Source organism: Saccharothrix ecbatanensis (assembly GCF_014205015.1).
GTDB classification, from domain to species: domain Bacteria; phylum Actinomycetota; class Actinomycetes; order Mycobacteriales; family Pseudonocardiaceae; genus Actinosynnema; species Actinosynnema ecbatanense.
Window position 1 is genome coordinate 7,488,701 of sequence record NZ_JACHMO010000001.1, and the last position, 20,367, is coordinate 7,509,067.

Sequence of the window (20,367 nt, forward strand, 5' to 3'; positions counted from 1 at the left end):
GAGGTCGCACGTCGCTCAAGGGAGTCCCCTTGGTTCAGGACGGTTTGCGCTACTCCGTTCGAGGGTATGGGGTACCCGTGACGATCGAGAGCAAACCTGTCAAAGAACCATTGCCCGGTGAACCCCGAGCCGACCGGCCGGCCCGCACGGACCGCGTCGTCTTCGGTGTGGCGGCCGTGGTCGCGCTCGCGTTCGTCGGTTGGGGCATCCTCGGCACGGAGTCCCTGGCGACCGCGTCCAAAGCCGCGCTGAACTGGGTCATCAGCAACCTGGGGTGGGCCTTCGTGCTCACCGCGTCCGGGTTCGTCCTGTTCGCGCTGTGGCTGGCGGTGAGCCGCTACGGCCGCATCCCGCTCGGCCGCGACGAAGAGAAGCCGGAGTTCCGCACGGTCTCGTGGGTGGCGATGATGTTCAGCGCCGGCATGGGCATCGGCCTGATGTTCTACGGCGTGAACGAGCCGTTGTCGCACTTCGTGAAACCGCCGCCCGGCACCGTGGCGGGCGGCTCCGACGAGGCCGTGCAGACCGCGATGGCCACCACCCTGTTCCACTGGACGCTGCACCCGTGGGCGATCTACGCCGTGGTTGGCCTGGCCATCGCCTACGGCAGCTTCCGCCGCGGCCGCAGCCAGCTGATCAGCGCGGCGTTCGCGCCGCTGCTGGGCCGGCGCCGCGTCGAGGGCGGCGCGGGCAAGGCGATCGACGTGCTGGCGATCTTCGCCACGCTGTTCGGGTCGGCCACGTCGCTCGGCCTGGGCGCGTTGCAGATCGGCAGCGGCCTCCAAGTGGCCGGGTGGCTCGGCGAGGTCGGCAACGGGATCGTCGTCGGCGTCATCGCCGTGCTGACCCTGGCGTTCGTCGCCTCGGCGGTGTCCGGCGTGGCCAAGGGCATCCAGTGGCTGTCGAACATCAACATGGTGTTGGCCCTGGTGCTGGCCGTGTTCGTGTTCGTGGTCGGGCCGACGGTCTTCGTGCTGAACCTGGTGCCCACCGCGATCGGCGACTACTTCCGCGAACTGACCGACATGGCGGGCCGCACCGCCGCGTCCGGTGGCGACGCCACCCAGACGTGGCTGTCCGGCTGGACGATCTTCTACTGGGCGTGGTGGATCTCGTGGACGCCGTTCGTCGGCATGTTCATCGCCCGGATCAGCCGTGGCCGCACGATCCGGCAGTTCGTGGCCGGCGTGATCGGCGTGCCCAGCCTGGTCAGCCTCGCGTGGTTCTGCATCTTCGGCGGCACGGCGATCTTCACGCAGCGGTCCGGCACGGATCTCGCGGGCACGGCCTCACCGGAAGGACAGCTGTTCGGCCTGCTCGACCAGTTCCCGTTCGCCGCCATCGCCGGTGCGCTGGTGATGCTGCTCGTGGCGATCTTCTTCGTGTCCGGCGCGGACGCGGCGTCCGTGGTGATGGGCACCCTGTCGCAGCGCGGCTCGATCAAGCCGTCGAAGCCGGTGGTCGTGTTCTGGGGCGTGCTCACCGGTGTGGTCGCGGCGGTGATGCTGCTTGTCGGCGGGTCCAGCGCGCTGACCGGTCTGCAAAACCTCACGATCATCGCCGCGCTGCCGTTCATGCTGGTCATGGTCGGGCTGTGCGTGTCGCTGGCCCGTGACCTGCGCAGCGACCCGATGATCCGGCACTCGGAACGGGTGGCCGAGGTGATGGACGAGGTCACCTTGCAGTACAACCGGCCGGACGGCGCCGAAGGGCCCGAGGACGCCGCCTACCGGGCGGTGGAGCAGGTCACACGCCGAGGCGTTTGAGGAGGTCAAGTCCGGTCCCCGCCCTCCGCGTTCGACGGTGCGCCGACAAAGTCGGCAGCGTGCCCGTTGGCGTCCCCTGTCGTGCTCACGGCGCAACGCACGCAGGTAGCGCGGCACGTCGACGCGGAGGGAGTCGGCTGTGGCGCCGTGGCGGCGGGCGGTCCACAGACGTCACCCGTCACCGCGGTGGTGCGGTCACCCTCTCGAGGACGGGAGCATGGCCGTTGTCCCGCGCGGGTGTGAGGGCGGCCCGGAGTTCGGCGAACTTCTCGCCCAACGGCCTGATCACGTTCTTCTCGACCTGGTAGTAGCTGGTCAGCGTGGCCAACGGCACGCGGCGCAGGTACCAGCGGCCGGTGAGGTTGCACCCGATCGCGAGGTGGCTGCGGAACCCGCCGACCAACCAGCCGTCGTCCTCGTCCTCGACGGTGTTCTCCAGCCGGAAGTAGTTGAACAGGCTCTGCGCGGTGGTCCGGACGGTCTCGTCCTCGTCCTCCGGCTTCGGCTCGGCCACCCCGATCCAGCACTCCGGGTGGTCGGCGTCGCCGACGTAGGCGTCGTTGAACCCCAGCCACGGCCACACGTAGGCGATCAGCCGGACCCGGGACGTGAGCAGGGAGTCGGCGTCCTGCCCGGCGCGCACGTGGTCGGCGTCGACGTAGAAGCGTCCGAGCCAGGTCGGGGTCCACAGGTAGTACGGGTACGCGCTGTCGTCGGACAGCCGGTAGCTGTTGGCGTTGGAGAACAACTCGTTGCCCGCCAGCGGGCGCAGCCGCACCCCGTACTCCGGCAGGGCGAACCGGACCGCTAGGACTTCGAAGAACGCGCGGATGTCCCGGTAGTACTCGGTGAGCTGGTGGTACGCGGTCGCGGTCTCGGCGAGCACGTCTTCGCGAAAGATCATCGGGTCTCCGCTCCGGCCGCACTCGGCAACCCGTTCGGCACTGTCCGCGACGGCGACGTTACCGCAGGTTGCCAAGTTGGCCAACAGACAGTAACCATTTGGGTACATAGGGCTTACGGAGGCGATGTGCTCGACCTGGCCGTGGTGGGAGCCGGGGTGGGCGGGTGCTACTGCGCCTACCGGCTCGTCACGGACACCGGACCCGGCGACGGGATCGCGCTGTTCGAACAGACCGACCGCATCGGCGGCCGGCTGTGGTCCGAACCCGTGCGCGACGCGCCGCACCTGATCGCCGAGCTCGGCGCGATGCGGCTGCACCGCGGGCTGCGCTCGGCGCTGGCCCTGGTCCGCCACCTCGGCCTCGATCTCGCACCGTTCGAGTTCGGCCGACCGGAGAACCTCGTGCACCGGCGCGGCGTCGCCATGCGCTGCCGCGAACTGCCCGGCGACCGGATCGTCGAGGCGGCCGAACGCCTCGTGCCCGGGTTCGCCGAACTCCGCCGCCGCCACCACGAGGCCGAGGAACGCGGCGACCGGCGCCGCTCCGAGTCGCTGCTGGACGTCTTCCGCGATCAACGGGACCAGACCCGCGTCAGCGGACGTCCGCTGGACGAGCTGACCTGGCCGCACGCCCTGGACTTCGCGCTCGGCCCCGCCGCCGTCGCGTTCCTGCACGACACCGGCGGCTACGACCTCCGCCGCAGCGGGGAGAACGCGGCCACCCAGCTCGACCTGGTCTTCCGCACCCCGCCCGACGCCGAGTACGTGACGCTGCGGCACGGCATGCAGGGCCTGCCCGACGCCCTGCACGCCCGGTTCACCGCCGCGGGCGGAACCACGCGCACCGGTCACCGGCTCGTGCGCCTGGACAAGGAAGCGGACCACTACCGACTGACCTTCACGACACCCGGAGGAGACCGGCACACCCTGGCCCGCGCCGTCGTCCTCGCCCTACCGCCGGAAGCGCTCCGCCGCCTCGACGGGCTGCCTCTCGCCCGACACCTGCGACCCGCGCTGGACGCCGTCGAACCCGTCCCCGCGTTCAAGCTCTTCCTCGTCTACCCGCGGCCCTGGTGGCGCGAACTCGGCATCACCCGGGGGCGCAGCACCACGGACACCGCGCTCAGGCAGCTCTGGTACGGCGGGACCTGCCCCGCGACCGAGTCGACCGGGCCCGCGCTGCTCCTGGCCGCCTACCCCAGCGGCCACTCCGTCCACGCCTGGGCGCCCTGGCGCGGCGGCCCACCGCATCCCGCCGCAGAGGCCGGACACGCGGCCACAGCGGCGATGGTCGAGCACGCACACACCCTCCTCGCCCGGATGCACGACCTGCCGGACCTCGAACGCCCCCTGAGCGCGTGCCGGCAGGACTGGACCGCCGCCTGGCACGTGTGGCGCCCCGGACACGACCCCCGCGTCATCGGCCCGCGCACCCGGCAACCCATCCCCGGCGAGGCGATCCACGTCGTCGGCGACTGCTGGACCCCCGACCCCGGCTCGATCGAGGGCACGCTCGCGTCGGCCGACGACCTCCTGCGCGTGTCCTTCGAACTGCCCGACCCGCAATGGCACACCGGCCCGCCCCGCTAACCCACCGCGGAGGACACCATGGACCCCACCGCCCCGAACCCCACGGACATCGCCGGCTACCTCGCCGCCGCCCCGGCCTTGGCCGCCCGTCTCGGCGGCGCCCCGGCGGACTGGGACGTGCGCGAGATCAGCGAGGGGAACGTCAACTACGTCTTCTCGGTGCACGGCCCCGCCGGAGCCCTCTGCGTGAAGCAGGCGCCCGCGTTCGTGCGCGTCGCAGGCGCCTCCTGGCCGCTGACACCCGAACGTGCCCGCTACGAGCACCGCGCGATGCTGGAACACCGACGGCACGCGCCCGACTACGTCCCCACCCCACTGCACTACGACCCCGCGCTGCACCTCCAGGTCATCGAGCACCTCGACGGGCACACCGTCCTGCGCGACGAGCTGATCGACGGCCGGGCACCCGCCGACCTCGGCCGCCACCTCGGCGACTACCTCGCCCGGACCCTGTTCCACACCAGCGACCTCGCACTGCCCGCAGCCCGCAAACGCCCGCTGGTAGCCGAGTTCGAGGGCAACACGGAGATGTGCGCGATCATGGAGGAGATGGTCTTCACCGAGGTCTACCGCCCGTTCCACCGCAACCAGTGGACCGGGCCCCACCTCGACGCCGACGTCGACCGCCTCCGTGCAGACACCGCCCTGCTCGTCGCCGTCGCGCGGCTCAAGGACCACTACCTCACCAGCAGGCAGGCGTTGCTGCACGGCGACCTGCACACCGGGTCGATCATGGTTTCGGCGCACCGGACCCACGTCATCGACCAGGAGTTCGCCTGCTACGGCCCCATGGGCTTCGACATCGGCAACCTGCTCGCCCACCTGCTCATCAGCTACTTCGCCAAGGACACGCCGGGACCGGAAACCACCGAGCAGGCCCGGTTGCTGGCCACCGTCGAGACGGTGTGGACGGAGTTCGACGCCCGCTTCACCGCCCTCTGGCGGTCCTCACCCACCGGCGACTCGTACCCGTCCGCTCTCTTCCCGCCGGGTTCCGATCTGCTGGACCACGAACGTCGTGCCTACCTCGGCAGGGTCCTGCACGACACCATCGGCTTCTGCGGCGCCGAGATCGTCCGCCGCGTCATCGGGTTCGCCCGGCCGGCCGACTTCACCACCATCCCCGACCCCGGCTACCGAGCCGCCCGCGAACGCCGGGCACTGCACCTGGCCCGCGCCCTGCTCGTCGACGACCACCACGACATCCGCGACGTCGTCACGGCCGCCCGCGCCTACCGGGCGGTGGAGCAGGTCACACGCCGAGGCGTTTGAGCAGGTCCGCTTCCATCGCGTCGAGATCGGCCGAGACGGCGCGGTGCGCGGCTTTGCGCCGCGGTGTGGGCATGCGTTCCGCCGCCCGCACCGCGGCCAGCAGCTGCGCCAGCCGCCGCTCGGTGCTCTCGACGTACGTCCGCTCGGTGTCCCGCAGCTGGTCGAGGGCTTCACCGAAGCCGGCGATCCGGGCGTGCAGGCCCGCGCCCCTGCCCGAGTACCGGGTCAGCTGGTCGACCGGGATGCCGAGCCGTGCCGCCCGGTAGTGGTCGTAGCGGTCGCTCAGCAGGGCCGCGGCGCGGGCCGCCATCGGCGCCATCACCGGGATCAACGCCGGCGCCAGCACCTTGGCCACGCCGACGAGGTTCTTCGCCCTGCCCGGGGTGAAACCCTTGCTCTTCTCACGCGCCATGGCCGTGCCCCTGTTCGCCGAGGTGCTGACAGCAGACCCTAGAGCCGTTCCGGGAAAAGATCGACTCGACTCCGCGAGGTTGCCGGTACAAGCACCGACCCGGCGTCATACGCTGCACTGGTGACTTCCCAGGTGCAGCTCGACGCCGGTGTGGTCACTCGTTGCCGGCGGCGGGTGCACCTCGAACACGATCCGACCATGCGCGACGTGCCCAGGCTGCCGCCTGACCCCACGGGTCAGCAGCGCAAGGCCGACGCGATCGAACACCGGCGCGGCGTCGCCACGGCGCTCGGCCGGGTCGTCGGATCCGACCTGATGGAGATCCCGCAGGACGTCCCGTCGGCCGACCGCGAACGCGTGACGGCCGCCGCGATGCAGGCCGGGGTGCCGTTCATCTGGGGCGCCGCCCTGCCCCGCGACCCGCTCGGCGGCCGGCGTGGCGGCATCGACCTGCTGGTGAAGGAGACCACCGGGTACGTGCCGGTGCTCGTGGTCCGGCACAAGGTCAGCGACCCCGGCCAGGGCGCCCGCACGTCACCGCTGTCCTACCCGCTGCCGGGCGGCGCGCGGGTCGACCCGTTGCGGAAGGTCCGGCCCCAGCCGCGCGACCAGCTCCGGCTGGCGCACGCGCAACGGCAGCTCCAGGCGTCCGGGTTCGCGGCCCACGGTCGGGCGACCGGCGGCGTCATCGGCATGGACGCCGACGTGGTCGTGTGGCACGACCTGGAAGCGCCGAACTGGCCCGGCGGCAAGAGCGCGCTGTCCGAGTACGACACCAGGTTCTCCGACCGGCTCTCCGTGGCGTCGGCCGCCGCCACCGGCGCGGACCCGCTGGCCCGTCCGTCCCGGATCGTGGAGTGCCGCAGCTGCCCGTGGTGGTCGGTGTGCGAGGAAGACCTGAAGACCGCCCGTGACGTCAGCCTCGTGGTCCGCGGGGAGGACGCGGTGGCGCTGCGCAAGGTCGGCGTCGCCACCGTGGACGACCTGGCCGCGCTCGACCCGAACGAGCAGACCGTCCCGCTGGTCGGGATGCTGCACGCGGACGCCGTCATCCTGGCCCGTGCCTGGCTGCGCGACCTGACGGTGGTCCGCCGCGTGTCCCGCATGAACGTGCCGCGCGCCGACGTCGAGGTCGACGTGGACATGGAGAGCTTCGGCGATCTGGGCGCGTACATGTGGGGCTGCTGGCTGTCCGGCCAGGACGTCGGCGAGGAGCACGGCTACCGCGCGTTCGCCACCTGGGACCCGCTGCCGTGCGGGGACGAGGCCCGGTCGTTCGCCGAGTTCTGGTCGTGGCTGACCGGGGTGCGGTTGCGCGCCCGTGCGCGCGGGCTGTCGTTCAAGGCGTACTGCTACAACGAGCTGGCGGAGAACCGCTGGCTGCTGGGGTCGGCCGAGCGGTTCAAGGGGCAGCCCGGCATCCCGACCGTGGCGCAGGTGCGGGAGTTCATCTCGTCCGACTCGTGGGTCGACCTGTTCGGCATCGTGCAGGAGCAGTTCCTGTGCGCCCACGGCAAGGGCCTGAAGACCATCGCCCCCGTCGCCGGCTTCCGCTGGCGCGATCCGGAGGCGGGCGGCGAGAACTCGATGCGCTGGTACCGCGACGCCGTCGGCATGGACGGGCAGCCACCGGACCCCGCCCAGCGCCGCCGACTGCTGGAGTACAACGAGGACGACGTCCGCGCCACCCACACCTTGCGGCTGTGGATGACGTCGGACGCCATGGACGACCTGCCCTTCGCGGGAGATCTCTAGCGCGGCGCCATTCGGAGTGCGCCGTCCATGCGGATGACCTCGCCGTTCAGGTAGTCGTGCTCCACGATCGACACGGCCAGTTGCGCGTACTCCGCCGGCTGCGCCAAGCGCTTCGGGAACGGCACTCCCGCCGCCAGACCGGTCCGGATGTCGTCGGACACGGTCGCCAGCATCGGCGTGTCCACGATGCCCGGCGCGATCGTCATCACCCGCACCCCGACCGACGCCAGGTCACGCGCCGCCGGCAGCGTCATCCCGACCACCGCCGCCTTCGACGCCGCGTACGCGACCTGCCCGATCTGCCCGTCGAACGCCGCGATCGACGCCGTGTTGATCACCACGCCGCGCTGCCCGTGCTCCAGCGCCTCGGTCTTACCCATCGCCGCCGCACCCAGCCGCAGCACGTTGAACGTGCCGACCAGGTTGACGTCGATGACCTTCCGGTACAGGTCGAGCGGGTGCGGTCCGGACTTGCCGACCGTGCGCGTCGACGGACCGATACCCGCGCAGTTCACCACGATCCGCAGCGGCGGACCGGAACCGGCGGCCGTGTCGACGGCGGCCTGGACGTCGTCCTCCGATGTCACGTCCGCCGCGAGGTAGGTGACACCCTCGACTTCCGGCGCGTTCTCGATCGAGAGGTCCAGCGCGAACACCGCCGCACCACGTGCCGCCAGTGCCCGCGCGGTCGCGTTGCCCAGACCGGACGCGCCGCCGGTGACGATCGCCGAGGTACCCGAGATCTCCATACATCCTCCTGTCCTGGCCCAGGAGGTTAACGGTCGTTCAGCTCCCGGCGCGCGGAGAAGTGGAGCAATGCGACCAAGGGCACGGCCGCGAGCAGCGCCAGACCCACGAACAGCATCGCGATCACGACCAGTTCCATACCCCCGACACTGCTCCTGTCCAGCCGAAACCGCGTCCGCCGCGAGGGGTGTTTCGGCGTACACCCAGGGGACTACTTACCTCACTCTCCGCATACAGCTGGAGTTTGACCCACGGCCAACTTCGGCTGACACCGTCACCTGCATGTTCGTCCGGCGGATCGCGGTCGTGGGAACGGGTTACGTGGGCCTGACGACGGGGGCGTGCCTCGCTTCCCTCGGTCATCGGGTCGTGTGCGCGGACGTGGACGCGCTGAAGGTCGCCCGGCTGCGCGCCGGGCAGGTCGACATCCTCGAACCCGACCTGGCCGACCTGGTCGTGGCGGGCCAGTCCGCGGGCCGGCTTGCGTTCGTGGAGGGCGCCCGGCACGCCGTCGCCGAGGCCGAGGTGGTGTTCCTGTGCCTGCCGACGCCCATGGGCGCGGGCGGTGCGGCGGACCTCAGCGCGGTCGAGGCGGTGGCCGAGGAGATTCGCGGCGTCCTCCCTTACGGCGCGATCGTGGTGTGCAAGTCGACCGTTCCGGTGGGGACGTCCGTCAAGGTGGCCGAACTCCTCGGACGGGAGGACGTCGCCGTCGTCTCGAACCCCGAGTTCCTGCGCGAGGGCAGCGCCGTCCGCGACTTCCTGAACCCGGACCGCATCGTGGTCGGCTCCGACTCGCCGCAGGCCGCCGAACGCGTCGGAGCGCTGTTCACCAGGCTCGGCGCGCCCACCGTGCTGATGGACGCGGCCAGCGCCGAGATGGTCAAGTACGCGGCCAACTGCTACCTGGCGATGAAGCTCTCCTACGTCAACGCGGTCGCCGAGCTGTGCGAACTCGTCGGCGCGGACGTCACGTCGGTGACCGAGGGCATGGGCTACGACAAGCGCATCGGCCAGTCGTTCCTCAAGCCCGGACCGGGCTGGGGCGGGTCGTGCCTGCCCAAGGACACCCACGCCATGGTCCGGATCGCGGACGCCGTCGGTGTCGACTTCTCCCTGGTCAAGGCCACCATCGAGACGAACGCGCGGCAGCAGCAGCGGGTGGTGGAGAAGGTCCGGCGGGCGGTCGGGTCGCTGGCCGGCGCGCGGATCGGCGTGCTCGGGCTGGCGTTCAAGGCGGGCACGAACGACCTGCGCGACTCGCCCGCGTTGGCGGTGGCCGAGCTGCTCGCGTTCGAGGGCGCGGAATTGGTGGCCTACGACCCGGAGATCACCCGGCCGTTGGTGGGCATGACGGTGGTCGACTCGCCTTATACGGCGGTGCGCGGTGCGGACGCCGTGGTACTTCTCACGGAATGGCCGGAGTTCCGGACGTTGGACTGGGCGTTGATGGCGTCTTTGATGTCCGGATCGACCGTTCTGGACACCCGCAACCACCTCGATCCGGACGCGTTGACCCGCGCCGGCCTGGTCTTGCACGGTCTTGGGCGCGAGCTGCGGGTGCGTGACGAAGCGGTGTGACGAAGAGTCGTGTTCAGCCGATCTTCAGGATTCGATCTAGTTAGCCGGGGTAACAAAACCGGTTGAGCCGACGTAGGTTGTTGAAATGTTCACCACCCGTCCTGAACTAGTCGGCACGCACGGAATGGTCGCGTCCACGCACTGGCTCGCGTCCAGCGCGGGCATGGCCGTCCTGGAAGACGGCGGCAACGCGTTCGACGCCGCGGTCGCGGTCGGTTTCGTGCTGCAAGTGGTGGAGCCCCACCTCAACGGTCCCGGCGGCGAGGTGCCCGTGGTGTTCGCCGCGGCCGGCGAGACCGTGCCCAGGGTGCTGTGCGGGCAGGGCGTGGCCCCGGCCGGCGCGACGATCGCGCACTACCGCTCGCTGGGCCTCGACCTCGTGCCGGGCAGCGGGATGCTGGCCGCCACCGTGCCGGGCGCGTGGGACGGCTGGTTGACGCTGTTGCGCGACTACGGCACCAAGACGCTGCGGGACGTGCTGACGTACGCGATCGGGTACGCGCGGGACGGGTTCCCGCTGTTGGAGCGGGTGGCGAACACCATCTCGACGGTGGCCGACCTGTTCCGGGACCACTGGACGTCGTCGGCCGCGCTGTGGTTGCCGGGTGGGCAGCCGCCGGAGGCCGGTGCGCGGTTCCGCAACCCCAAGCTGGCGGACACGTGGGAGTGGCTGCTGGCCGCCGCCGAGGCCGCCGGCACGTCCCGTGAGCAGCAGATCGAGGCCGCGCGGCGGGCGTGGTCGCAGGGGTTCGTGGCGGCGCAGGTGGACGAGTTCTTCCGGATCGCGCACCGGGACGACTCCGGCAACGACCACGCCGGCGTGCTGACCGGTGAGGACATGGCGTCGTGGGAGGCGTCGTACGAGGACGCCGTGTCGGTGGACTTCGGGTCGTGGAGCGTGGTCAAGCCGGGTGCGTGGACCCAGGGGCCCGTGCTGTTGCAGCAGTTGCTGCTGTTGGAGGGCTTGGACCTGTCGTATGCCGACGGCGTGCCTTCGGCGCAGACGGTGCACCTGGCGGTGGAGGCCGCGAAGCTGGCGTTCGCCGACCGGGAGGCCTGGTACGGGGACAGCGGCGAGGTGCCGTTGGACGTGCTGCTGTCGCGGGAGTACGCGGACGTGCGGCGGAAGCTGATCACCGATCACGCTTCGCTGGACCTGCGGCCGGGTTCGGTGTCGGGGGTGGACCCGAGGCTTCCCGCGCACGTGCTGCGCGGTCCGTGCGATGACGGTCGCGATGGCGGCGGGGCGATCGGCGAACCGACCGTGTCCAGCACCGGTTCGGTCAAGGGCGACACGGTCCACGTGGACGTGGTCGACCGGTGGGGCAACATCGTGTCCGCCACCCCGTCCGGCGGGTGGTTGCAGTCGTCGCCGACGATCCCGTCGCTGGGGTTCTGCCTGGGCAGTCGGGCGCAGATGTTCTGGCTGGACGAGGGTCTGCCGAACTCGCTGGCGCCGTGGAAGCGGCCCCGGATCACGCTGTCGCCGACGCTCGCGCTGCGGGACGGTCTGCCGGCGATGGCGTTCGGCACGCCCGGTGGTGATCAGCAGGACCAGTGGCAGCTGGGGTTCTGGCTCGCGCACACGGTCGGCGGGATGAACTTGCAGGAGGCGATCGACTCGCCGATGTGGCACACGAACGCGTTCCCGAGTTCGTTCTACCCGCGGTCGTGGACGCCGGGTGAGGTCGTGGTCGAGTCCCGGTTCGGTGGGATGGACGAGCTGCGTGAGCGCGGGCACACCGTGGTGGACGCGGGGCCGTGGGCGCTGGGCCGGATGTCGGCGGTGGCGCGGGATTCCCGTGACGGGCTGCTCCGTGCGGCGGCGAATCCGCGTGGTGCGCAGGGGTACGCCGTCGGCCGGTGATGTCGGTTCTTCGTGTGGTTGGAACGGCCCCGGCCCGAGGGGGAGGGGGCCGGGACCGTTCCGGCTCGGGTGGCTCCGTCAGGAACCCAGGCTGACGCCGGTCTCCACGGTCGGCAGCTCTCCGGACTTGTCCTGGAGGGTGTCCCGGGCGGAACCCGCCAGGCTCTCGACCGCGCTCTCGGGGTCGGTGACGTCGAGGTCCACGGTGCGGATCCCGTCGGCCAGGTTCTCGGTGTCGATGCGGGTGATGTCGCCGATGGTGGCGATCTTGCCGGGCTCCGTGTCCAGCTGCGGCCGGGCTTCGGCGCCGATCTCGGCAGCTTGAGCGGTGCCACCCAGGCCGAGCATGACTGCGGCGCCGCCGAGGGCGACCGCGGCCCCCGTGATGGTCTTCCTGAGGTTCATGGGCGGGAAAGTGTCGTAATCAGGAGGCCTGATTCAAGCTCGGTAATCCGTGCGAGTGGACTACTTCACCCGGTCCAGTGGAGCCCGACTGTGCAGACGCGCGTCGGCCCTCGCCACACCGCCACCGAGTAGACGCCCGGCTGCGCGTCCTGCCGTGCCAGGAACTCCTCGGCACACCCCCGCGTGTAGTGAGCCCGCCACTCCTCGCCACGCGCGATGTACCAGCCGTGGTCGTCAACGGTCTCCACGTGCTCGCACAGGAGCGAGCCGTTGCGCTGACGCCGGAAGTACTCGATCCGGTGCAGGTAGGCCGTGTCCGTCATGGAGCAACGGTCCGCGGTGGAAGCCCCGGTTGAGATTCCCACCCGCTGCTTCCGCCGCCGTAGCGTTGCGCGGTCAAGTGATCACGGGAGGTGGTGCCGGGGTGAGCAGGAACGAGCCGACCCATCGCATGCGCAGGCTGGGGGAGGTGCTCCGGGAACTGCGCCAACGCGCGGGCCTGTCACAGCTGGAGGCGGCCGACCGGCTGAACTACGACCACCGCAAGATAAGCCGGATCGAGAAGGGCCAGAAGCCGGACTACCACGGCATGCGCGCCATGCTCGACATCTACGGGGTGCCCGTCTCCCAGTGGGAGCCGTACATGGAGATGTACGCGCGGGCGCTGGAGAAGGGCTGGTGGACCAAGTACGACTTGGAGGATCAGGGCTACATCAGCCTTGAACACGACGCCTCGAAGGTGTGCGACTTCCAGGTCGCCTACCTGCCAGGGCTCCTGCAGACCGCCGACTACATCCGATCCATCTTCGCGACCGCGCGGGTGCAGCGGTCGAAGCGGTGGATCGCGAACCAGATCGAGGTCCGGCTGCTCCGGCAGGAGCGACTGCTCGCCGCTGAACCGCTGACACTGCACGCGATCATCATGGAGAGCGCCCTCATGTACGCGTCGCAGGCGCAGTTGCTGCATCTGACCGAGCGGAGGTATCTGGCCAACGTGACAGTTCAAGTCCTGCCTCACCGGACTGGCTTCAACGACGGCCAGCGTGGCGCGTTCACCGTGTTGGACTTCCCGGTGAAAGCCGACCGGTCGGTGCTGTACGTCGAGCACGCCGCGGGCTCGCAACACATCGAGGATCCGTCGAAGGTCAAGGTTGCTAGGCTGACTTTCACCCACCTCTCGAAGTCGGCGTTGACCCCTGAAGAGTCCGCCGAGTGGATCGGGAGGCTGGCCGCTGAGCGATAGAGATCGAGGTGTCACCGTGTGGCGCAAGAGCAGCCGTAGCAACAACGGTGGTAACGGCAACTGTGTCGAGGTCGCGTTGGCGGGCCGGTCGGCGCGGGTGCGTGACTCGAAGAACCCGTCCGGTCCGACCGTGGCGCTCCCGAACTGGTCCGGCTTCCTGACCGCGGTCAAGAACGGCTCGTACGACGCCTGATGTACGTCGGCTGACGTACGTGCGTGAACCGCCTTTCAGCTGACGCCGACCCGTCCGCCGACCCGTACCTTCATCTCCATGGCGTGGTTGGCGTGGGTCTGGTTCGCGGCGACGTTCGTGCCGCTGATCTGGCGCAAGCGCTTCCCCGTGGCCGTCATCGCGATCACCGGCGTGTCCACCTGGCTCTACTACGTCACCGGCCACTGGGGTCCGCTGATCGCCGCACCCGCCATCGCCGTCCTCTCCCTGCGCCGCACCCGAGTCCTCGAACAGCGGAGCCGCCAGGTGGAAGAAGAACGGCTGCGGATCGCGCGTGAAGTCCACGACGTCGTCGCGCACAGCCTCGCCATGATCAACGTCCAGGCCGGGGTCGCGGCGCACGTCGCGGACCGGCGACCGGAAGAGGCCGTCAAAGCGCTCAAGGCCATCAAAACCGCCAGCGGTCACGCGTTGGACGATCTCCGGGCGACGCTCGGCGTGCTCCGGACCGGCGAGGGCACCACGCCGGTGCCCAGCCTGGACCGGTTGGACGAGCTGGTGAAGCCCGTGCCGAAGGCCAGGGTCGTCGGCACGCCGGGCACGCTGCCGGCTCCCGTCGACGCCGCCGCCTACCGCGTCGTGCAGGAAGCGTTGACCAACGCGATGCGGTACGCGTCGGACGCGTCCGAGATCGTCATCTCGTTCGAGCACACCGAGGACGCCCTGGTCCTCACCATCACCGACGATGGCGGCGACGACGGCGGCACCGGCAGGGACCAGGCGCCGCAGGGCGCGGGCAGCGGTATCAGAGGTATGCGGGAACGGGTGGAAGCGCTCGGTGGCACGCTGGATGCGGGACCATCGGCCCAGGGCTTCGCCGTCAGGGCAGTCCTACCGTGGGAGGTTCGTGGTGATCAGAGTGGTGCTGGCCGACGACCAGGCGTTGGTGCGCGCGGGTTTCCGCCTGCTGCTCGACACCGAGGACGGGTTCGAGGTCGTCGGCGAGGCCGGTGACGGCGCTGAAGCCGTCCGGCAGGCACACCTGCACCACCCGGACGTCGTGGTGATGGACATCCGGATGCCCGGCACCGACGGCCTCGCCGCCACCCGGCAGGTCTGCGCCGAGCTGCCGGACGTGAAGGTCCTCGTGCTGACCACGTTCAACGTGGACGAGTACGTGTTCGAGGCGTTGCGCGCGGGCGCGTCGGGCTTCCTGCTCAAGGACACCGACCCGGTCGAGCTGCTGCACGCCCTGACGGTGGTCGCTGAAGGTGACGCCCTCCTCGCACCGAGTGTCACCCGAAAGTTGATCGAGGAGTTCGCGAACCGACCGGAGCACCGCCGTCCGGACCCCAAGGCCCTCCGCGAGCTGACCGCGCGCGAGCGCGAGATCCTGGCGCTCGTGGCCGCCGGCATGTCCAACGACGAGATCGCCGAGCACCTGGTGATCAGTCCCGCCACCTCGCGCACGCACGTCAGTCGGGTGATGACGAAACTGGGCGCGCGGGACCGCGCGCAACTCGTCGTGCTTGCCTACGAATCAGGATTGGTCTCACCGCGGCGAGGGTGAATATTCATTGTTCGGCACCCTGCGCGGTACCCCGCAATGCCGCTCGGCCGTTGCTTCGACGCGACATCGGAGAGACTTCGAAGCGGCTGCGAAGTGGGTGCGAAGTGCCCGCGAAAATCTTGCGGAATGGCCGAAAATATCACAGACGGTAACCATAACGCCGCTACCCGCCGCATTGTGTGTGCGGCGGGTGAGGTTAACGGAAGATGTCCGCCCCCTATAGGGGTGCCTAGGCGATAGCGCCGGGCGGCAGCTTCAGCTTGAACGGCAGCGTCGTCACGAGCGCGAGGTCGGACGCGGTCTGCCGCATCAACGTCGGCGCGTTGCGCGCGCCCGGCTCCGGCAGGTCGAGCAACCGGTCCACCGCCTCGACCAGCGGCCCCTCGTAAATCCACACGGCCTGAGCGGCCCGCTGGCTGTCCCGCACGGCGGGCAGTCGGCCCGCGCGGGCCTCCGTCTCGGACCAGAACAGGATCGAGTCGATGAACCCTCTGCGCTGCTTGAACGCCATGATTCGGTCGAGCTGTCCGTCCTCGTCCCGGAGGTGGAGGAACTGGAACCCGCTTTCGCGCAGCTCGATGACCTTGCTCAGTGCGAGATCCATGACGCACCTACCTCTGTTCTGAGGTCCCCTAGCAGGTACCGGTCGTACGACCCGAAATGATCGTACGGCAAGCGGACAATCCGCCATAGGGACTAGGCCGGTGGGGCGGTCTCGATATGGGATCCGCCGTCATCTCGTTTCGATACGGATCGCAGCGCCCGAACGGTTCGCACTATAAAGGCGAGTGCGCCCAAAGTGACCAGGCTCACAGTGGGCCACATCCTGTTCCTCCACTGCATCGGGTGTCTTGCTACCCGAAGAGACGTCTGCCATGCGTGCGGGGTTGCACGATCATCAGCCCGCCAATCCCAACCTTCGTGTGAACCACCAACGAGTGACGTCGACGCCGGCTACGCTGTCCAGCGTGAGCATCGACCCGCCCAAGAGCCTCCCGGCGGTGCCCGAGTCGTTGCTTCCCCGTGAGCACGCGCTCTACCGACCCCGGCACAGCAGCCGTCAGCGCCCCGCGTTGACGATGGCGATCCTCTTCTTCTGCGCGCCGGCCCTGATGCTGATCGTCGGCGTCCGCCCGGCCGAGTTCGAGAACCGCAAGCTCGCCGACTTCCCGTCGGTCACCGACGGCTGGGGCTTCTTCACCGGGCTCAACGCCTGGGCCAACGACCACATCCCGCTTCGGGATCACGCCGTCGCCGCTTCCGACGGAATCAGTCGCGGCGTGTTCGGCGAGGCGCCGCCCGTCGCCAAGCCGCCGCACCAGGAGCCGAACGGCCCGATCCCGCTGCCGCCCAAGGACCCGTCGCTGGACCGGCCCGACCCCACCGCCTACGTCCGCGCGATCGAGGGCAAGGGCGACTGGCTCTACCTGGGTGAGGACATCGAGCGCGCCTGCGAGCCGCTGCTGCCGGTCCCGGAGGTCTTCGACCGGCTCAAGGCGCTGCGGACCCTGATCGAGTCGTCCGGCCGGAAGCTGGTGCTCGTCGTCGCGCCGGACAAGGTGACGACCGTGCCGGAGAACCTGCCTTCCAAGTACTTCGGCGCGCAGTGCTCGACCAAGGCGCGGGAGGCGTTCTGGCAGTCGGTCTCCGCCAAGACCGGCGCGCTGGACCTGCGGGACGGTTTGAAGGCCGAGGCCGAGAACCGCAAGCAGCCGGTCTACCAGCAGCTCGACTCGCACTGGACGACCGAGGGCGGCCTGGTCCTGGTCCGCGCCGTCGCCGAGCAGGTCCAGCCGGGCGTCACCAAGACCTGGGACTTCCGTCCGGCCGGGTCGTCGGAGACCAACGCGGGCCTGCCGCCGCTGCTCGGCCGGACCGGGAAGATGATGATCAACCACTACGAGCTGGCCCCGGACGGCAAGACCGTGCGGGAGAAGAAGCTGAACGAGCCGTTCCCCACGCCGCAGCGCTCCACCCAGACCGCGGGCACGGGCATGGTGCGGCCCAAGGTCGCCATGATCGGCGACTCGTTCGCCACCCCCCTGGCCTCCTACATGTCGGCCGCCTTCACCGACTTCACGTTCGTCCACCTCAACACCGCCGCGAGCGACCCGAAGCCGACCGGTCAGCTGATGGCCGGGGCGGATGTGGTGGTCATCGAGGTCGTGGAGCGCAACATGCTGTCCGGCAACAGCGCGGTGATGTCGAGCCGGCACCTCGAAACGTTCAAAGCCGAACTCGCCAGGCAGCCTCGCTGAGTAGAGTCCTCACGTGCGCGAACTTCCCCCCAAGCCGTCAGGCGGAACCATCGGGCTGTGGTGCGGCAGTGACCTGCCCGGCCTCGGTGACCAGATCGCCGCCCGCGTCCTCGTCCGGGAGCTGCGGCACCGGCTCGGCGACTGGCAGGTGCGCACGCTGGCGCCGTTCGGCTGGACCAGGCCGACGCGCGCCGACGGCGGCCTGGTGGCCGAGCCGTTGGGCGAGCGCACCCCCGGCCGGGTGCGGGAGCTGGTCGAGTCTCACCACCTGAACGTGGCCGCGCCGTCGTTCCCGCTCGGCGCGGACCTGTCCGGGCGGTACGGCGAGCCCGTTCCCGCGCAAGAGTTCTTCACCGGCGGGCTCGGCGTGGAACCCGAGGCGCTGTGCGTCGCCGTCCGGGTCGCCGAGGAGGTGCCCGCGGGTCTGGTCGAGTGGATGGCGCGGCAGCCGTTGGCCGCCTCCGTGCGTGACGAGGTGTCGCGGGACCGACTCCGCGCGGCCGGCCTGTCGCGGGACGTGACCGTGGTGCCGAGCCCGGCTCTGCTGGTGGACCGGCTGCTGCCGACGAGCGACATGCGGATCAGGGCGGAGCAGCTGCGCCAGCTCGGGCAGTTGCCGCCGGACGGGCGCAGCTACCTGGTGGTCCACGTGCCGCACACGTCGTTCACCGCGCTGCGGCCGGCGGTGGCCAAGACCGCCGAGCTGCTGGCGATCGGCGACGTCGTGCTGCTGTCCACCGGTGCTCCCGTGCCACCCGACACGGGTTGGTTCTCGGTGCCCTCGGACACGGTGCTGGAGGACCGGCTCGCGGTGCTGTCCGGCGCGGCAGCTGTGATCGCCGCCGACGAGCACGTGGCCGCCGCTTCCCACGCGTACGGGCGTCGCTGGGTGTTGTTCGACCCGAAGGGCGCGGACCGGGCCGCGGTGGAGCAGTTCGCGTCCGCCGACCGCGTGGTGGCACGTCCCAGCGGGCTGGCCGCGGCGTTCCGGCGCACGCTGCGAGACGACGACGACCGTTCGCCCAAGGCGGTGCGGCGGCTGGACGAACACCTCGACGCGGTGGCCGTCGCGGCCGAGCGGGCTTTCGCCGCACGCGGGGGTTGCGTCACGTCTCGCGTGGCGGCGCTGGTCGAGGAGAACCGGGCGCTTCGCCTGGCCCAGCAGCGGATGCGGGATCGGATCGTCGCGGACCGGCACATCCTGGCCGAACGGCTGCTCGAGGCCGGTCCCGGAGGTCCGGAACTGGCGGAGGAACGCCGATTGCACGGCGAACTCGCCGAGCGGCACCGCGAAGTCCTGGCCCAGTTGGAAGCCGAACGGCGGGAGCTGGCCGCGATGCGCGCGACCAAGCTGTTCCGCTGGACGCGGCTGGTGCGTGGCGCGTACGGGCGGCTGCGATGACCCCCCGCGTCACGTTCGTCATGGTCACGTACGGCGGCGGCGAGCTGGCGAAGCACTGCCTCGAAGTGCTGGCCCGGCACACCGACGTGCCGTACGAGGTGGTCGTGGTGGACAGCGCGTCCCCGGACGGCACGGGGCAGTGGCTCGAGGACAACCTCGCCGGCGTGACCGTGGTGCGGATGGCGGAGAACCTGGGGTTCGGCGCGGGCTGCAACCTCGGGGTGCAGCACTCGCGCACCGAGTTCGTGTGCTTCCTCAACGCCGATGTCGAGGTGACGCCGGGGTGGCTCGAACCGCTGCTGGACTTCCTGGACGACACCCCCGCCGCGGCGGCCGTCGCGCCGCTGATGGTGTTCCCGGACGGGAGGGTCCAGGAAGCGGGCAGCCTGCTCGGCGGTGACGCGTACAGCCGGGGCTGGGGTGACGGCTGGACCGACGTGACTTCCTTGTACCCCAGGGTTGTCGACTACGCGTCGGCCGCTTGCCTGGTGCTGCGGCGGCACGCGTTCCATCAGGTCGGCGGGTTCTCGCCGGAGTACCACATCGCCTACTACGAGGACGTCGACCTCCAGTTCCTGCTGCGGGCGCGCGGGTGGCAGGTGTGGGTGCAGCCGTCGTCGCACGTCCTGCACGTGCGGCACGGCACGTCGTCGACCAAGCGGGCCGAGGAGCTGTCCGACATCAACCGCGAGGTGTTCCGCCGGCGTTGGGCGGACGACCTCGCGCTCCGGCCGCCGTCGGTCGGTGTCCACGAGCACCCGCACCGGTTGTGGTGGCTACGTGATCAGCCCGCGTCGGTCCGCGTGCTGCTGATGGCGTCGCGGGTGCCCGATCCCGAGGACGGGCGGGCCGCCGCGATGGTGGCCGAGTGGCGCCGGGCCGATCCGGCCGCCGCGATCACCTTGCTGGTGTCCGACGGTGAGCACGCGGCTGCTGCCCGGTGGCGGGCCACCGGGGTCGAGGTCGAGTCGGCCGACGACTTCGAGGCGTGGAGCCGGGACCGGGTGGGGCACTACGACGTGGTCGTGGCGCTCGGCACGGACGTGTCCGCGACCGAGGTGACCGAGTGGCAGCCCACCGCGGTGCGGGCGTTGGACCTCGGATCGTTGGCGCACAAGGAGTGGGAGAAGCGGTTCGCCGCGACTCGCGCGCGCGAGGACGCGGTGTGGGCGGGGGAGGCGCGGGCGGCGGCTTCGACGTTGTTGGAGTGGGCCGAGGTCGTGTCGTGCAGGGACGATGAGGACTCGTTGTGGGCGCGGCGGGTCAGCGGACGGCCGGCGCACGTCGTGCCGGACCCTGATGTGGCGGCGGAGTTCCGGGCGGCGATGGCGAAGGTGCTCATCGAGTGCACGGTGGTGCCGACCGGCTGATCGCGGCTGTTCCCGCTGCGAGCGGCTCGGCATGGTGGCTCAGTGCCGGTTGG

The 20,367-nt window shown here is 70.4% G+C and carries 19 protein-coding genes; 13 read left to right on the plus strand and 6 right to left on the minus strand.

From position 1 onward, the window contains the following. Positions 1-77 precede the first annotated feature (77 nt). Positions 78-1,766 carry a BCCT family transporter gene (locus tag F4560_RS32685; RefSeq protein ID WP_184926706.1) on the plus strand — a complete coding sequence of 563 codons (1,689 nt, stop codon included), beginning with the start codon at positions 78-80 and terminating at the stop codon, positions 1,764-1,766. Between the two features lie 178 nt (positions 1,767-1,944). Here F4560_RS32685 and F4560_RS32690 read toward each other — a convergent pair whose 3' ends face one another. Beyond that, entirely contained in the window at positions 1,945-2,670 is a 726-nt protein-coding gene (locus F4560_RS32690; RefSeq protein WP_184926707.1) for a hypothetical protein, read from the minus strand. Positions 2,671-2,796: 126 nt separating this feature from the next. Here F4560_RS32690 and F4560_RS32695 point away from each other — a divergent pair, with 126 nt between their 5' ends. Together F4560_RS32695 and mtnK are read left to right on the plus strand one after the other, a co-directional pair. Continuing rightward, the gene (locus F4560_RS32695) at positions 2,797-4,260 is read left to right on the plus strand and encodes a flavin monoamine oxidase family protein (RefSeq protein ID WP_184926708.1); all 1,464 of its coding nucleotides are present in this window, start codon (positions 2,797-2,799) and stop codon (positions 4,258-4,260) included. 18 nt (positions 4,261-4,278) lie between these two features. Continuing rightward, entirely contained in the window at positions 4,279-5,532 is a 1,254-nt protein-coding gene (gene mtnK, locus F4560_RS32700) for an S-methyl-5-thioribose kinase (protein WP_184926709.1), read from the plus strand. On the opposite strand, the gene F4560_RS32705 is transcribed toward mtnK, so the two are convergent. Next, a complete protein-coding gene (locus F4560_RS32705; RefSeq protein ID WP_184926711.1) occupies positions 5,513-5,944 on the minus strand; it encodes a DUF6474 family protein in 432 nt (143 codons plus the stop codon). The genes mtnK and F4560_RS32705 overlap by 20 nt on opposite strands. Before the next feature lie 120 nt (positions 5,945-6,064). Between F4560_RS32705 and F4560_RS32710 the strand changes: the two genes are divergently transcribed. Beyond that, positions 6,065-7,699: a TM0106 family RecB-like putative nuclease gene (locus tag F4560_RS32710; protein ID WP_184926713.1), complete on the plus strand. Its 1,635-nt coding sequence runs from the start codon at positions 6,065-6,067 to the stop codon at positions 7,697-7,699. Here F4560_RS32710 and F4560_RS32715 read toward each other — a convergent pair. Beyond that, positions 7,696-8,448, minus strand: coding sequence for an SDR family NAD(P)-dependent oxidoreductase (locus F4560_RS32715; protein ID WP_184926715.1), 753 nt, complete (start codon positions 8,446-8,448; stop codon positions 7,696-7,698). The two genes, F4560_RS32710 and F4560_RS32715, sit on opposite strands and share 4 nt — an antisense overlap. 280 nt (positions 8,449-8,728) lie before the next feature. Between F4560_RS32715 and F4560_RS32720 the strand changes: the two genes are divergently transcribed. Both F4560_RS32720 and F4560_RS32725 read left to right on the plus strand, forming a co-directional pair. Then, on the plus strand, positions 8,729-10,027 hold the full coding sequence (locus tag F4560_RS32720) for a UDP-glucose dehydrogenase family protein (protein ID WP_184926717.1): 1,299 nt from the start codon (positions 8,729-8,731) through the stop codon (positions 10,025-10,027). An 85-nt stretch (positions 10,028-10,112) separates the two neighbouring features. Continuing rightward, entirely contained in the window at positions 10,113-11,894 is a 1,782-nt protein-coding gene (locus F4560_RS32725) for a gamma-glutamyltransferase family protein (protein ID WP_184926719.1), read from the plus strand. 78 nt (positions 11,895-11,972) lie between these two features. Here F4560_RS32725 and F4560_RS32730 read toward each other — a convergent pair whose 3' ends face one another. After that, positions 11,973-12,299 (minus strand): hypothetical protein, encoded by a 327-nt coding sequence (locus F4560_RS32730; RefSeq protein WP_184926721.1) that lies wholly within the window; start codon positions 12,297-12,299, stop codon positions 11,973-11,975. A 65-nt stretch (positions 12,300-12,364) separates the two neighbouring features. Beyond that, on the minus strand, positions 12,365-12,622 hold the full coding sequence (locus F4560_RS32735; protein ID WP_184926723.1) for a hypothetical protein: 258 nt from the start codon (positions 12,620-12,622) through the stop codon (positions 12,365-12,367). Positions 12,623-12,723: 101 nt separating this feature from the next. On the opposite strand from F4560_RS32735, the gene F4560_RS32740 reads away from it, so the two are divergent. The 4 genes from F4560_RS32740 (at position 12,724) to F4560_RS32755 (ending at position 15,284) form a co-directional block, all read left to right on the plus strand. After that, a complete protein-coding gene (locus F4560_RS32740; RefSeq protein WP_184926725.1) occupies positions 12,724-13,542 on the plus strand; it encodes a helix-turn-helix domain-containing protein in 819 nt (272 codons plus the stop codon). A gap of 16 nt (positions 13,543-13,558) precedes the next feature. Next, a complete protein-coding gene (locus F4560_RS32745) occupies positions 13,559-13,735 on the plus strand; it encodes a DUF397 domain-containing protein (protein WP_312869615.1) in 177 nt (58 codons plus the stop codon). 78 nt (positions 13,736-13,813) lie between these two features. Next, positions 13,814-14,728, plus strand: a complete 915-nt coding sequence (locus F4560_RS32750) for a sensor histidine kinase (RefSeq protein ID WP_184926727.1) — start codon at positions 13,814-13,816, stop codon at positions 14,726-14,728. Then, the gene (locus F4560_RS32755) at positions 14,625-15,284 is read left to right on the plus strand and encodes a response regulator transcription factor (protein ID WP_184929534.1); all 660 of its coding nucleotides are present in this window, start codon (positions 14,625-14,627) and stop codon (positions 15,282-15,284) included. Before F4560_RS32750 ends, F4560_RS32755 begins: the two co-directional genes overlap by 104 nt. A gap of 229 nt (positions 15,285-15,513) precedes the next feature. Here F4560_RS32755 and F4560_RS32760 read toward each other — a convergent pair whose 3' ends face one another. Continuing rightward, entirely contained in the window at positions 15,514-15,888 is a 375-nt protein-coding gene (locus F4560_RS32760; RefSeq protein WP_184926729.1) for a hypothetical protein, read from the minus strand. A gap of 364 nt (positions 15,889-16,252) precedes the next feature. Here F4560_RS32760 and F4560_RS32765 point away from each other — a divergent pair, with 364 nt between their 5' ends. The 3 genes from F4560_RS32765 to F4560_RS32775 are packed head-to-tail and all read left to right on the plus strand — an operon-like array spanning position 16,253 to position 20,314. Further along, on the plus strand, positions 16,253-17,542 hold the full coding sequence (locus F4560_RS32765; RefSeq protein ID WP_184926731.1) for an alginate O-acetyltransferase AlgX-related protein: 1,290 nt from the start codon (positions 16,253-16,255) through the stop codon (positions 17,540-17,542). 13 nt (positions 17,543-17,555) lie between these two features. Next, a complete protein-coding gene (locus F4560_RS32770; protein ID WP_184926733.1) occupies positions 17,556-18,944 on the plus strand; it encodes a glycosyltransferase family protein in 1,389 nt (462 codons plus the stop codon). After that, a complete protein-coding gene (locus F4560_RS32775) occupies positions 18,941-20,314 on the plus strand; it encodes a glycosyltransferase family 2 protein (protein ID WP_184926735.1) in 1,374 nt (457 codons plus the stop codon). Before F4560_RS32770 ends, F4560_RS32775 begins: the two co-directional genes overlap by 4 nt. Positions 20,315-20,367: the final 53 nt, after the last annotated feature.

What these genes read in the sequence shown, in the direction of transcription:
- F4560_RS32750 (WP_184926727.1), top strand. Translation starts at nt 13,814, where the DNA reads ATGGCGTGGTTGGCGTGGGTCTGGTTCGCGGCGACGTTCGTGCCGCTG.
- F4560_RS32705 (WP_184926711.1), bottom strand. Translation starts at nt 5,944, where the DNA reads ATGGCGCGTGAGAAGAGCAAGGGTTTCACCCCGGGCAGGGCGAAGAAC.
- F4560_RS32775 (WP_184926735.1), top strand. Translation starts at nt 18,941, where the DNA reads ATGACCCCCCGCGTCACGTTCGTCATGGTCACGTACGGCGGCGGCGAG.
- F4560_RS32730 (WP_184926721.1), bottom strand. Translation starts at nt 12,299, where the DNA reads ATGAACCTCAGGAAGACCATCACGGGGGCCGCGGTCGCCCTCGGCGGC.
- mtnK (WP_184926709.1), top strand. Translation starts at nt 4,279, where the DNA reads ATGGACCCCACCGCCCCGAACCCCACGGACATCGCCGGCTACCTCGCC.
- F4560_RS32715 (WP_184926715.1), bottom strand. Translation starts at nt 8,448, where the DNA reads ATGGAGATCTCGGGTACCTCGGCGATCGTCACCGGCGGCGCGTCCGGT.
- F4560_RS32735 (WP_184926723.1), bottom strand. Translation starts at nt 12,622, where the DNA reads ATGACGGACACGGCCTACCTGCACCGGATCGAGTACTTCCGGCGTCAG.
- F4560_RS32725 (WP_184926719.1), top strand. Translation starts at nt 10,113, where the DNA reads ATGTTCACCACCCGTCCTGAACTAGTCGGCACGCACGGAATGGTCGCG.
- F4560_RS32690 (WP_184926707.1), bottom strand. Translation starts at nt 2,670, where the DNA reads ATGATCTTTCGCGAAGACGTGCTCGCCGAGACCGCGACCGCGTACCAC.
- F4560_RS32720 (WP_184926717.1), top strand. Translation starts at nt 8,729, where the DNA reads ATGTTCGTCCGGCGGATCGCGGTCGTGGGAACGGGTTACGTGGGCCTG.
- F4560_RS32760 (WP_184926729.1), bottom strand. Translation starts at nt 15,888, where the DNA reads ATGGATCTCGCACTGAGCAAGGTCATCGAGCTGCGCGAAAGCGGGTTC.